The sequence below is a fragment of the Bradyrhizobium sp. MOS002 genome (assembly GCF_003020115.1).
In the GTDB taxonomy this organism is placed as follows: Bacteria; Pseudomonadota; Alphaproteobacteria; order Rhizobiales; family Xanthobacteraceae; genus Bradyrhizobium.
The window spans coordinates 1-12182 of the sequence record NZ_PYFX01000029.1; the positions used below are offsets into that span (position 1 = coordinate 1).

The following is a 12182-nucleotide window of genomic DNA, read 5'->3' on the forward strand; positions in this document are numbered from 1 at the left end:
GTCCATGGCATGGTGTCCTCCCTCGAATCTTTGCAAATCCGAAGGAATCACAGGCCAGCCAAAGCCGCTCACCCTTTTCCGGTCAGGCTCTGAGGGCCCGCCGCAGGCGGGCGTCTCGAAGGATGGCCGCAGGCGGCGCGGCGAAGCGCTGTCCTCACTCCGCCTTCTGCGGCAGCACGAAGGTCTGGCCGGGATAGATCAGATTGGGATTGTGGATCTTGGCGCGGTTGGCGTTGTAGATCACGGCAAAGCGGGCGCCGTCGCCGTAAGCGAGCCGGCTGAGCGCCCACAGGCTGTCGCCGCGGGAGATCACCCGGCTGCCGCCTGTTTCCGCCGGTGCACCGCCGGCGATTTCGGCCGGCGAGGCGGATGCAACGGTCGTGGCGGCAGGCGCCCGGGCCATGACCCCTGACATGGCCCTTGGTTTCGGTGCGCCCATCTGCCGGGGCCGGTCGGGCATGGCAGCAACGCGCGGCGACGGCAGCGATGCCACGACATCCGATTTGTCGTCGGACTTCTCGGCCTTCGCCTCTTGTCTCGGCTCTTGTCTAGCCTCTTGCCTCGCGACCGGCGCCGGGCGCGCGGGCGGCGGCGCGGCTTCGGCGATCACCACCGGCATGCTGCGGCCGGATTGCGTGACGGTGCCGTCAGGCGATTTCGCCCGCAAGGTCAGCTCATAGGAACCGGCGGGAAGCTGCGGCGGCGTCATCACGAATTGGCCCGAGGCATCCGCCACCACACTGTCGATCGGCTTGCCGTCGCGCAGCAGCTCGACCTTGGCGCCCGGCGTCGCCTGGCCCGCGATCACCGCCGCCTCGCCGTGATCGTCGACGCGCGCGACGTCGAAACGGGGGCCGGTATCGGCAACCGCCGGCGGCGGCTTGACTGGTGCGAGATCGGCAAGCGCGGCCGTGACCTGCTTTTGGGTTTCGGCCAGCGCACCCGTCTTCGTTTCAGGGGCGGGGGACGCGGACGGCGCCGTCGGCGCGCTCGCGGCTAGCTTGGGCTCTTCCTTCTTGAGCTCGACTTTGGCGTCAGCCTTGGGTTCCGGCTTGGCGGCGATGTCGGTCTTCGCCCCGTTCGGCAGCAGGCGGCGCAGCTCGGTGGGGCCGATCACCAGCACGGCGCCGCCCACCGCGAGCAGACAGAATGCAATGAAGGCCTTGGATGCGGTGATCATCGGGAATGAACCTTCGCTGGCAAATCAGCCGAGGACGGCAAATTGCGCCGTTTTGGCCACGGCAGCAAGACGGTCGATAGGATGATGCGCCGGCGCCAGGGATGAACCGGCGCACCCCCGCCGGCGTCAAATGATCAGGGCCGCATCGCGGCATTTTTCTCGAGGAATTTTCACGGTGAACGCATTTTGCCGTCCCGCACAATGGCCGGTGCTTGGCCTCGTGTTTGGGCTCGTGCTTGCCTCGACGCTGGCCGCAACTCCGGGGCTTGCCGCTTCCGGCCCGCCGCCGGATTACATCCTCACCGACAATGCAGATCTCGCCTTCACCTCGCCCGACGGCGCCACAAAGATCGAGCAGTACATGAAGGACACCGGAGATTTCGACGTCAAATGGCAGGCCTGGGTGAGGCGTGGCGAACAGATGACGGAGCTGAAGCCCGAGCAGGGCTACGGGGCCGGCTTCCGCTTCACGCCCGACTCGCAATGGCTGGTGCGGATGCAGAAGACCGGTTCCGGCGAGCTGGACCTCTATCTCTACCATGTCGAGAACGGCGCCTTCGTCAGCGCGACGAAGACCTCGCTCAGCGATCTGGCCTGGGCCCATTTCCACAGCCGGCCGGACACCGGGAAGATGAAGCTCGACTACCACATCTCGGCCAATCTCGTGAAAGGCACCGAAGAGGCCTATCGCGGACTTGGCGTGCACTGGCCGGACAATCGTTACCTCGTGATCTCGCTGTCGGGCGAAATGGACAAGCATCCGAAGAACGTCGCCGTGAAGGGGTTGGCCGATTGGCGCTGCCGCTATGATCTCAAGACCGGGACCTTCGACGTGCCGGCGATGTTCGCCAAGGCGAATGCGGAAGCGCTGAAGTGGGAGATCAAGCGGTGAACGCACCGGAACTGCCGGAAACCACCTCGCCGATGTCGTTCCGATTCATGCTTTCCTAACCCTCACTGGTAACCCGGTCTTGTCGGTTTTGCCGCATCTTGCATCCCACGGGAGGGCTGCATGGGCACATCGATCCGGTGGAGCGCGCGCATGCGCGCGTCGCTGCGCCGTTGGCGCGGCGCGCCGCTGACATGGCTGATCGCAGGCGGCTTCGTGCTGATGGCCGCAATGGCGATCGGCACCGCGCTCACCGTCGACCGCTTCCGGCAGAATGCGATCGAAAGCGGCCGCGACAGCATGGAGAGCGCGGTCCGGTTGCTCGCCCGCCATTTCGACCGCGAGTTCGAGGACTTCGCGGTGCTGCAGAAGAGCATCATCGCCGAGCTCGAAAGCCACGGCATCGAATCCGCCGACGTCTTTCGCAGCGAGATGGGCACGCTCGCCGTGCACGAGGTGTTGCGCGCCAGAGCCAGCGGCTGGTCGGACGTTGCCGGCGCCAACGTATTCGACGCCAAGGGTGTGCTGATCAACTCGTCCCGGCGCTGGCCGGTCGCCGACATTTCGGTCGCCGACCGCGGCTATTTCAATCGCCTCAAGAACGATCCGGCTTCGCAGGAAGAGGTCGAGGTCGTGCCCGGACGGTTGGGCACCGGACCGGCGATCGTCTTCGCGCGCCGCGTCTCCGGCCCCCACGGCGAATTCCTTGGGCTGGTCTCGCGTGCGATTACGCCCGACCAGCTCGAATCCTTCTTCGCCTCGAGCGGGCTCGGCGAGGAATCCTCGATCGCGATGCATCACCAGAACGGCCAGTTGCTCGCGCGCGTTCCGCATGTCGACGCGATGATCGGACAGAATTTCCGCAACGGCACGCCCGAGCAGATGGCGGTGTTCGAGCGCACCTTCGTCACGATGCAGATCGCAAGCCCGATCGACGGCAAGGATCGCATCGTCGCCGCACGCCTCCTGACCGGCGAGCCGCTGGTCGTGGTCGCGACCAAGTCGCTGGATGCGACGCTGGCAACTTGGCACACGCAAACGAAATTCTTCGTGGCCGTCGCCGTGCTGTCGATCGGCCTGCTCGTGCTCACGCTCTATTTGATCTTCCGCCAGATGACGCGCCGGCTCGCCGCGGAGAAGCAGCAGCTCGACACCGCGATGAACACGATGACGCAAGGCCTCCTGATGTTCGACCAGGACGAGCGGCTGATCGTCTGCAACCGGCGCTACATCGAGATGTACGGACTGTCGACGGACGTCGTGAAGCCCGGCGCGTATTTCCGCGACGTGATTCAGCATCGCCACGACACCGGTTCGTTCGACGGCGACGTCGATTCCTATTGCGACGGCATTTTGGGCAATGCCGGGCAGACGCAGAGCACGATCGTCGAGACCTCAGATGGCCGCCTGATCGAGATCAAGAACCAGCCCGGTGCCGCCGGCGGCTGGCTCGCGACCCATGACGACGTCACCGAGCGCATCCGCACCGACGAGCGCATCGCGCATATGGCCCATTACGACGCGCTGACCGACCTGCCCAACCGCGTGCTGATGCGCGGCCATCTGGAGCGGCGCGTCGCGGAGCTTGCCCAAGGCGAGCCGTTCGCGATCCTCTATATCGACGTCGACGAGTTCAAGGGCGTCAACGATTCACTGGGACACGAGGTCGGCGACGAGCTGCTGCGCCAGGTCGCCAACCGCCTGCGCGCTTGCGTCAGCGGCAACGACATGGTCGCACGGCTGGGCGGCGACGAATTCGCCATCGTCAAGGCCGGTACCCGTGACGAGGCCGAGCTGACGGCCCTCGCCGAGCAGATCCTGAAGGCGTTGCGCGTGCCCGTGGACTGCAACGGCCAGGACATTCCGACCGGTGCCAGCATCGGCATCGCGATCGCACCCGACCACGGCGACAATCTCGACGACCTGCTCAAGCGCGCCGATCTCGCGATGTATGCCGCGAAATCCGAGGGCCGCCGCACCTTCCGTGTCTTCGCGCCCGAATACGACGCCAAGGCGCGGCTGCGCCGCCAGCTCGAGCTCGATCTGCGGCAGGCGCTGGCCCGCGGCGAGTTCGAGGTACACTACCAGCCGCTGGTCGATCTCGCGGCCAATGTCGTTACCGGCTGCGAAGCGCTGTTGCGCTGGCACCATCCGGAGCGCGGCATGGTCTCGCCCGCCGACTTCATTCCGGTTGCGGAAGAGACCGGCTTGATCGGCGAGATCGGCGAATGGGTGCTGAGGCAGGCCTGCCTCGAGGCCGCCAGCTGGCCCGGCCAGATCCAGATCGCGGTCAACGTCTCACCGGTGCAGTTCCGCTCGCGGACGCTGGCGCTGAAGGTCGCCGCCGCGCTCGCCGAGTCGGGGCTCGCGCCCGGCCGGCTCGAGCTCGAGATCACCGAGACTGTCCTGATCCGCGACGACCAGGAGGCGCTGACGATCCTGCATCAGCTGCGCGAGCTCGGCGTGCGCATCGCGCTCGACGATTTCGGCACCGGCTATTCGTCGCTGAGCTATTTGCATCGTTTCCCGTTCGACAAGATCAAGATCGACCGCAGCTTCATCTGCGACATCGGCGAACCTGAGGATTCCTCGCCGATCGTGCAGGCGGTGGTGCACATGGCCGCCGCCCGCCACATGGCGACGACCGCGGAAGGCGTCGAGACCGAAGCCCAGCGCGAGGTGCTGCTCCAGCTCGGATGCAGCCAGATGCAGGGCTGGCTGTTCAGCCCGGCCGTGCCGGCGGCGAAGTTGAAGCAATTGCTGTCGGCGCAGGCGGCCGCGGCCTAGCGGCGCAACTATCGCGGCACCGTAGCGCCGTCATTGCGAGCGCAGCGAAGCAATCCAGAATCTTTCCGCTGTGATAGTCTGGATTGCGTCGTCGCAAGTGCTCCTCGCAATGACGAGCAAACGGGCTCTGTCCGACATCCATGTGACAGCCTGCCTCACCTGTTTTCATCAAACATCTCCCTCCACGCCCGCCCGCCGTGCGTTCGCGCAAGCGCGGGCCGGCTTGGAGCAGAATCGGACAAAGCATGACGGGTTCAGGAAATACGCCCGGCAACCGCGGCGCATAGAACACGCGCCGTTCCGTACAAATACGGACGACTGATCGAAAGCCCGAGTTGATCAGCAGGAGCACATCATGACCGGGAACACTGCACTCATGCGCAATCCCTCGCACAAGGGCTTGCCGCCCCCACCCGACGCACAGCCTGACGGCCGCTCGACGTCCGAGCGGCGCGCCGCCGACGCGGAGATGGCGCGCGTGCTCAGGACCGAGCCGTTTCGCATTGCGCTGGACTCCTCCGGTGCCGGTATCGCGCACTGGAAGCATGATCCGCTGCACGACGTCGTCGAACCCATGCGCCACCACGTGATCATGGCGCATAAAGGCGTTATGCAGCGCATGGAGCGGCGGTCGGGAAAATCGATCGCGATCGGCACGTTTCGTCCGGGGGTCGTGAACATCGTTCCGGAAGGATCGAGCTCGCGATGGGATATTCCGAAGCCTGTCGACGTCGTTCAGCTCTATCTTCCCGATGCCATCCTGAAGCGCGTTGCGGAGGAAGCCGGGACCACCGGACCGGCCGATCTGCTGGAGCGAACGGCGCATCCTGATCCCATTACGTCCCGACTGCTCCTGAGCGCGGCCGATACGCTGGAGGGCCATGGCGCGCTGGATACGCTATTCCGGCATCAATTGACTGATCTGCTGGCCACGCGCCTTTTGGCTGCGCATGCAGGCTCGCCAACCACGTTCCAGCCGACCATGGGCGGGCTGTCGCCGAAGGTCCTGCTCCGCGCGATCGAACGATTGCGCTCCGACAGCGAAGCGGATGTCTCGCTCGATGCGCTGGCGTCCGATGCCGGTCTATCGCGCTTTCATTTCTGCCGGTCCTTCAAGGAGAGCACCGGGCTTTCGCCGCATGCCTGGCTGCGCCAGCACCGGCTCGAGCAGGCCATGAACATGCTGCGTGAAAGCGACGAATCGATCGTCTCGGTCGCCGCGGCGCTTGGTTACTCCTCGCAGACCGCCTTCGCCGCGGCATTCAAGAAGCTGACGGGCGAAACGCCGAGCGATTGGCGCAGGCGCGTGCGTTAGCAGCAATCTCTCGACAGCGAGGGCAATCGCGCTGGGGCAACGGCAGATCGGGTCGGCTACATCATGACCATGTCCAGACCAATCGAGGGAGACCAAAGATGACCTGGAAAAATTTCGTCAGCCGACGGCTGATGTCGTCACGCCGCCGAAGCCTCGCGACCGCGACCTTGTACGGACTCTCGCTGGCCGTTCGCTTCACGTCGGCGACGGGCGAGGAGGTGGAAATTCCGGCTTACACCATGCACCCGGCACAGCCGCCCGTTTCCATCATGATCCGAAACGGTGCCGGCCTGCCCTATCAGGACTGGGGTCGAAATGAGCCTCAGCCCGTCGTCTTGGGCTACGGCCAGCCGCCGAGATCGCTGCTGGCACGCTGCATGGCACCTTAAGACCAGCGATCCAACCCACCCCACGCGCCGACGCGGACGCTGCCCTCAACGCAGCAGCGCGGTCGCGCGCGGTCTTTCGAACAGCAATCAGGAGAAAATCCATGCGACTCGTCATCATCGGCGCCGGCTTCGCCGGCATGTACGCCGCCCTTTCCGCAGCCCGGCTGCGCGACATCCGGGGCGTCTCGCCGCAAGATCTGCAGATCGCGCTCGTCTCACCGGAGCCGACGCTGGTGGTCCGTCCGCGGCTCTACGAGCCGAAGCCGGAAACCCTGACAGCCCCGCTGCTCGACGTCCTCGAGGCGATCGACGTCGACTACATCCAGGGCAGCGCCGAGACGATCAACACCGAGGCCCGGACGGTGCAGATCATGCCGGCGAAGGGCCCGCGAAAGACGCTGTCCTACGACCGCCTCGTCGTGACCACCGGCAGCCGGCTATTCCGTCCGAACATTCCGGGCCTCGCCGCGCACGGCTTCAGCGTGGATTCGCTCGACGACGCGATTGCGCTCGACAAGCATCTGCATGACCTCGCGAAGCGGCCCGCCGTGAACGGACGCGACACCGTCGTCGTGGCCGGCGGTGGCTTCACTGGGATCGAAGCGGCCACCGAAATGCCGGCCCGGCTGCGCGAAATCCTGGGCACCGACGCCAAGCCTCGCGTCGTCATCGTCGAGCGCAACACTGCGATCGCACCCGACATGGGCGCGGGCGCCCGCCCCATCATCGAGGAAGCCCTGCGCAACGTCGGCGTGGAGACACGGCTCGGCGCCGGTGTCGCCGCGCTCGACGCGACCGGCGTCACCCTGTCCAGCGGTGAACACATCGAAACCGAGACGGTGATCTGGGCGGCGGGCATTCGTGCAGCGCCGCTGACCGGGCAGATTCCCGCCGAGCGCGACAATTTCGGACGGTTGCTGGTCGATCGCTGCTTGCAGGTGCCAGGCGTTCAGGGTCTCTTCGCGGCCGGCGACGCGGCACGCGCCGCCTGCGACGACGAGGGCAATTACGCACTGATGTCGTGCCAGCACGCCACGCGAATGGGCGCCTTTGCCGGCAACAATGCCGCGGCCGAATTGCTCGGCGTTCCGACCAGGCCCTACCACCAGAAGGCCTACGTCACCTGCCTCGACCTCGGCGAAGCCGGCGCGCTGTTCACGCGCGGATGGGAGCGCAAGGTCGAGCTGGTCGGCGAGGTCGCCAAGAAGACCAAGCGTGAGATCAACACCGTCTGGATCTATCCGCCGAAGGCGGAGCGCGCCCTGGCGCTCGCGTCGGCCGATCCGGAACGGGTGACCAGCCTCTAGCGCACCAAGCGATCACGGCTGCGCTCTCCCCCGGCGGCGCGGCCTGCTCAACCACCAGCCGGAAGCCTCTATCTTTGAAACAGGAGACCAACATGAATCTGCACAACACCTCATATCCCGTGTCATCGGGACCCGAAGAGCTCGTGCCGTCGCGCTACGCGCTGAAGATCGGCGAGATCGACGTGCTGGTGGTCAGCGATGGCGTGCTGCCGCTGCCGACCACGATGCTCGCGCACAACGCCGACCCGGCGGTGCGGGCGAGCTGGCTGCACGACATGTTCCTGCCGCAGGACGCTTTCGACTGGGCGCTGAACGCCGTCATGGTCCGCAGCGGCGGCAAGACCATCCTCATCGACGCCGGACTGGGTTCGGACCCGAACCTGAACTTGCCGCGCGCCGGCCAGTTGATCAAACGTCTGGCGGCAGCCGGCATCGATCTTTCGGCGGTGACCGATCTGGTGCTGACCCATCTGCACATGGACCACATCGGCGGGCTGCTGGTCGACGGCGTGAAGGAGCAGCTGCGCAAGGACCTGCGGATTCACGTCGCGGCCGCCGAGGTCAAGTTCTGGGAAAAGCCCGATTTCTCCCGCACTGCCATGCCGGAAGGATTTCCGGACGCGCTGCGAGCGACCGCCAAGCGGTTCGTGAAGGAGTACGGCAGTCAGCTGCGGCTGTTCGATGACGTGCACGAGATTGCGCCTGGCGTCATCGCCCATCGCACCGGCGGTCACACCCCCGGGCACAGCGTGGTTCGCATGGCGTCCGGCGATGACGCGCTGACATTCGCCGGCGACGCTGTGTTTGCCGTCGGGTTCGAGCAACCCGATTGGCACAACGGTTTCGAGCACGACCCCGAGGAGGCCGCGCGTGTTCGCGTTCGCCTGTTGCGACAGCTTGCCGCGACCGGCGAGATGCTGGTGGCAACCCACCTGCCGTTCCCGTCCGTGGGCCGGGTGGCAGCCGACGGCGACGCGTTTCGTTGGGTGCCGGTGTTCTGGGACTACTGACCGCTTAGAGCCGAAGCAGGGCGCGGACTCGATGAGCCCGCGCCCTCGAAAACAGGATCAAGCATCGACCCTTGCGGGTATCCCCCTGAGACGGCTGGTGCGGGCTCACTTGATCTGCTTGGCCGTGTGGATCTCGACGAACTCGGCATCGGGATGCGCGACGATGGTGGCGACCATGATGCCGCTGATGATCAGCGACCAGGCGGTGTTCCAATAAATCCAAAACACGTGCCAGCCTCCGTTTCGATCTGCTCCGCCGCGGGATCAGGGTAACGGCAAGGCGAGGCTGCCGTTCCCAGTGCGCGGGCGGCACGGGCAAGGTGCTATTTTGGTTTGGTCGGCGCGGAGTTGGGATCGGTTTGGCCGGTGTGGCGCTTTGCCACGACGTCCTCATCGCGCTCGCCCTGACGGGGGCGCGGCGGCGGCTTGGGCTGGCCGGCCTGACCGCCATGCTTGCCGCCCATGTCGGGATTACCTTCAAGATCGTTTTCACGGGGCATGCCGGTTCAATGCGCTCGCGCGGCATTGGTTCGTTTCGCCTGTGAACGAGTTCATAGGATCGCCGCGGTTTGCAGTGCACGATCGCCTGGCCCGCCCCCCGGGAGCATTCTCGTTCATATGACTGACGGATTCGGCCTGATGCGGAAACGACTCGTCGCCTGGACGATCCTGACCTGCGCCCTGCTCGCGGTCACCGTGTGGACCGTGCTCGGGCCGCCCCACAACCCGCCCGGCCCCCATCTGCCCTCCCGCACAGCGGCGATCCGGTAGACCTCCCACCGATGCCATTTCGGCATCGATCGATCCCAATTGGAATTTGGTGCGGCGGGGCGGCTGCCGCTATCCTCGCCGGCAAAACGGCAAATGCCGGCATCCAGGAGGACCCCATGTTGAGACCGCCCCGACGCATCAGATCCGGCGTACCACGCGCCGCGATCGCCACCACGCTTGCTTTCCTCACTCTCATTTCTGGAGTCCGCGCCGGCATGGCCGAGACCTTCGCCTATGTCGGCAACGCCGACAGCAACGACGTCAGCGTGTTCAAGATGGCCGAGAGCGGCGAGATGACGCCGGTGCAGACGGCCGCTTTCACCGGCGTCGAAAAGCCGGGATCCTCGACGCCGCTCGCGATCACGCCCGATCACCGCGTGCTGATCGCCGGGGTCCGCTCGCAGCCGTTCCTCGCGGTGAGCTTTGCGATCGATCCGAAGACGGGCCAGCTCAGCCATATCGGCAACGGCCCGCTCGCCGACAGCATGGCCAATATCGCCTTTGACCGCGGCGGCAAATTCCTGTTCAGCGCCTCCTATGGCGGCAACAAGGTCGCGCTGAATCCGCTGCTCGCCAACGGTGTCGCGGGCGAGCCGAAGCAGGTGATCCCGACCGGGCTGAACGCCCATGCCTTCCTGCCCTCGCCCGACAACCGCTTTGTGTTCGCGACCAATCTCGGCTCCGACCAGATCCTGGCCTTCGCGTTCGATGCCACGAGCGGTACACTCACGCCGAGCGATCCGCCGGCTCACAAGGTGCCGGAGAAATCGGGGCCGCGGCATTTCGTGTTCCACCCCAACGGCAAGTTCGTCTATCTCCTCCACGAGCTGAACGGCGACGTCGCGGCGTTTACCTATGAGGCCAGGGGCGGCGCATGGGACGAGATCCAGCGCACCACCGCGCTGCCGGAAGGCTTTTCGGGAAAACCCTGGGCCGCGGACATCCACGTCACCCCCGACGGCCGTTTCCTCTACGCCTCCGAGCGCACCACCAGTACGCTCACCGCCTACAAGGTCGATGCAACCAGCGGCAAGCTGACCACAATCGGCAGCGTGCCGACCGAGAAGCAGCCGCGCGGCTTTCACATCGATCCCAGCGGGCGCTACCTCGCCGCGGTCGGCGAGCTCTCCGACAGCATAACAGTCTATGCCATCGACCAGAGCAGCGGCGCGCTCGCCAAGCTGAAATCCTACGCCACCGGCAAGAAGCCGAACTGGGTGGAGTTCTTGAGCCTGCCGTGAGGGGGCGCTGATATCTCCTCGTCGTCGTGGCCGGGCTTGTCCCGGCCATCCGCGTCTAGCTACGCGGCGACCGCCGGCGAACCTCTTTGCTTGTGCGGCGACTAAATCAACGGGCGGCATCGCGCTGCCCGTGCTGCTGCGGCATTCTCATTCGGCCGGCCCATGGTCCACCGCGGTTGCTTCTGCTAACGATGAGGCCGTCAAGGCCCCAACCGGAATGACCCATGCGTTCATTGCCTGCGCGTTCTGTTTCCAGACATCTCGTTGCGCTCACCGGACTGCTTTTGCTGTCCGCCCAGCCCGCTGCCGCCGCCGATGACGATGCGCCCAAGGGGCCGGCGGTCACGGTGCTGAAGGTCGCGAAATCCTGTTTCTCCGACATCGTCGAGGCCACCGGCACGATCATCGCGCGCGAGGCAAGCTCGGTGCGGCCGGAGCGGCCCGGCCTGAAGGTGACGGAGGTGCTGGCGGAAGCCGGCGAGACCACCACCGCAGGCCAGGTGCTGGCGCGGCTGGCACTGCCCGAGGGCGGCACGCTTCAGGTCACCGCCCCCGTCGCAGGCGTGCTCGCGACGTCGACCGCGCAGATCGGCAACCTCGCCTCCGCCAAGGGCGAGGCGCTGTTCACGATCGTGGCGCGCAGCGAGTACGATCTCGTCGCCCTCGTCGCGACCAGCGATATGCGCAAGCTCGCAGTCAACCAGGTGGCGACGGTGCGCATCGCCGGCGCCGGCGATATCGATGGCAAGGTGCGCCGCATCGGCCCGACGGTCGAGCCCAACATCCAGCAGGGCATGGTCTACATCGGCATCTCCGCGCAGAAGCGGTTGTTGCTCAATGCGAGCGGGCGCGCGCTGATCAAGTCCGGGCAGAGCTGCAACGTCGCGGTGCCGCTGACCTCGGTGCAGTATTCCTCCGCGGGCACCGTCGTGCAGGTGATCCGCCGCAACCGCGTCGAGACCAAGCGGGTCGAGGTCGGACTGATGTCGGGCGGCAATATCGAGATCCGCGACGGCCTCAACGAAGGCGATATCGTCGTCGCCCGCGCCGGCGCGCTATTGCGCGAAGGCGATCCGGTGCGCACGGTGATGGCCGCGGAAGCGGCGAAGTAATCGCCACGACCGTCATCGCGAGGGGCAAAGCGACGAAGCAATCCAGAATCTTTCCGCGGGAAGATTCTGGATTGCTTCGCTGCGCTCGCAATGACGATGGAGAGGCAGGTGTGCGTTAAACACGAACATCGTAGGGTGGATTAGCCGAAGGCGTAATCCACCTCTTTGCTTTCCACGCTGA

12 protein-coding genes are annotated in these 12182 nt (G+C 65.8%); 9 read left to right on the forward strand and 3 right to left on the reverse strand.

The features are described from left to right. Positions 1-154: 154 nt before the first annotated feature. Entirely contained in the window at positions 155-1180 is a 1026-nt protein-coding gene (locus C7G41_RS34620; protein ID WP_106946729.1) for a LysM peptidoglycan-binding domain-containing protein, read from the reverse strand. Between the two features lie 175 nt (positions 1181-1355). Here C7G41_RS34620 and C7G41_RS34625 point away from each other — a divergent pair, with 175 nt between their 5' ends. The 6 genes from C7G41_RS34625 (at position 1356) to C7G41_RS34655 (ending at position 8877) form a co-directional block, all read left to right on the forward strand. Continuing rightward, positions 1356-2072, forward strand: coding sequence for a hypothetical protein (locus tag C7G41_RS34625; protein ID WP_106946730.1), 717 nt, complete (start codon positions 1356-1358; stop codon positions 2070-2072). A gap of 120 nt (positions 2073-2192) precedes the next feature. Then, the gene (locus C7G41_RS34630) at positions 2193-4856 is read left to right on the forward strand and encodes an EAL domain-containing protein (protein ID WP_106946731.1); all 2664 of its coding nucleotides are present in this window, start codon (positions 2193-2195) and stop codon (positions 4854-4856) included. 355 nt (positions 4857-5211) lie between these two features. After that, on the forward strand, positions 5212-6171 hold the full coding sequence (locus tag C7G41_RS34640) for an AraC family transcriptional regulator (RefSeq protein WP_106946733.1): 960 nt from the start codon (positions 5212-5214) through the stop codon (positions 6169-6171). A gap of 98 nt (positions 6172-6269) precedes the next feature. Further along, complete coding sequence (locus tag C7G41_RS34645; RefSeq protein WP_106946734.1) at positions 6270-6560, forward strand: hypothetical protein; 291 nt, start codon at positions 6270-6272, stop codon at positions 6558-6560. Between the two features lie 101 nt (positions 6561-6661). Then, on the forward strand, positions 6662-7867 hold the full coding sequence (locus tag C7G41_RS34650) for an NAD(P)/FAD-dependent oxidoreductase (RefSeq protein WP_106946735.1): 1206 nt from the start codon (positions 6662-6664) through the stop codon (positions 7865-7867). A 92-nt stretch (positions 7868-7959) separates the two neighbouring features. Then, entirely contained in the window at positions 7960-8877 is a 918-nt protein-coding gene (locus C7G41_RS34655; protein ID WP_199198770.1) for an MBL fold metallo-hydrolase, read from the forward strand. Positions 8878-8982: 105 nt separating this feature from the next. Here C7G41_RS34655 and C7G41_RS38905 read toward each other — a convergent pair whose 3' ends face one another. Together C7G41_RS38905 and C7G41_RS37520 are read right to left on the reverse strand one after the other, a co-directional pair. After that, on the reverse strand, positions 8983-9105 hold the full coding sequence (locus C7G41_RS38905) for a hypothetical protein (RefSeq protein ID WP_306768083.1): 123 nt from the start codon (positions 9103-9105) through the stop codon (positions 8983-8985). A 95-nt stretch (positions 9106-9200) separates the two neighbouring features. Then, positions 9201-9377 (reverse strand): hypothetical protein, encoded by a 177-nt coding sequence (locus C7G41_RS37520; RefSeq protein ID WP_158268074.1) that lies wholly within the window; start codon positions 9375-9377, stop codon positions 9201-9203. 139 nt (positions 9378-9516) lie between these two features. Here C7G41_RS37520 and C7G41_RS38910 point away from each other — a divergent pair, with 139 nt between their 5' ends. The 3 genes from C7G41_RS38910 to C7G41_RS34670 all read left to right on the forward strand — a co-directional run bounded on the left by C7G41_RS38910 (position 9517) and on the right by C7G41_RS34670 (position 12001). Next, positions 9517-9648: a hypothetical protein gene (locus C7G41_RS38910; protein WP_306768084.1), complete on the forward strand. Its 132-nt coding sequence runs from the start codon at positions 9517-9519 to the stop codon at positions 9646-9648. A gap of 116 nt (positions 9649-9764) precedes the next feature. After that, positions 9765-10889 (forward strand): beta-propeller fold lactonase family protein, encoded by a 1125-nt coding sequence (locus tag C7G41_RS34665; RefSeq protein ID WP_106946738.1) that lies wholly within the window; start codon positions 9765-9767, stop codon positions 10887-10889. Between the two features lie 224 nt (positions 10890-11113). Beyond that, positions 11114-12001 (forward strand): efflux RND transporter periplasmic adaptor subunit, encoded by an 888-nt coding sequence (locus tag C7G41_RS34670; RefSeq protein ID WP_106946739.1) that lies wholly within the window; start codon positions 11114-11116, stop codon positions 11999-12001. Positions 12002-12182: the final 181 nt, after the last annotated feature.

Coding starts and splice junctions, on each gene's coding strand:
- C7G41_RS34620 (WP_106946729.1), bottom strand. CDS start 1,180: ATGATCACCGCATCCAAGGCCTTCATTGCATTCTGTCTGCTCGCGGTG.
- C7G41_RS34630 (WP_106946731.1), top strand. CDS start 2,193: ATGGGCACATCGATCCGGTGGAGCGCGCGCATGCGCGCGTCGCTGCGC.
- C7G41_RS34640 (WP_106946733.1), top strand. CDS start 5,212: ATGACCGGGAACACTGCACTCATGCGCAATCCCTCGCACAAGGGCTTG.
- C7G41_RS34645 (WP_106946734.1), top strand. CDS start 6,270: ATGACCTGGAAAAATTTCGTCAGCCGACGGCTGATGTCGTCACGCCGC.
- C7G41_RS34650 (WP_106946735.1), top strand. CDS start 6,662: ATGCGACTCGTCATCATCGGCGCCGGCTTCGCCGGCATGTACGCCGCC.
- C7G41_RS34655 (WP_199198770.1), top strand. CDS start 7,960: ATGAATCTGCACAACACCTCATATCCCGTGTCATCGGGACCCGAAGAG.
- C7G41_RS37520 (WP_158268074.1), bottom strand. CDS start 9,377: ATGCCCCGTGAAAACGATCTTGAAGGTAATCCCGACATGGGCGGCAAG.
- C7G41_RS38910 (WP_306768084.1), top strand. CDS start 9,517: ATGCGGAAACGACTCGTCGCCTGGACGATCCTGACCTGCGCCCTGCTC.
- C7G41_RS34665 (WP_106946738.1), top strand. CDS start 9,765: ATGTTGAGACCGCCCCGACGCATCAGATCCGGCGTACCACGCGCCGCG.
- C7G41_RS34670 (WP_106946739.1), top strand. CDS start 11,114: ATGCGTTCATTGCCTGCGCGTTCTGTTTCCAGACATCTCGTTGCGCTC.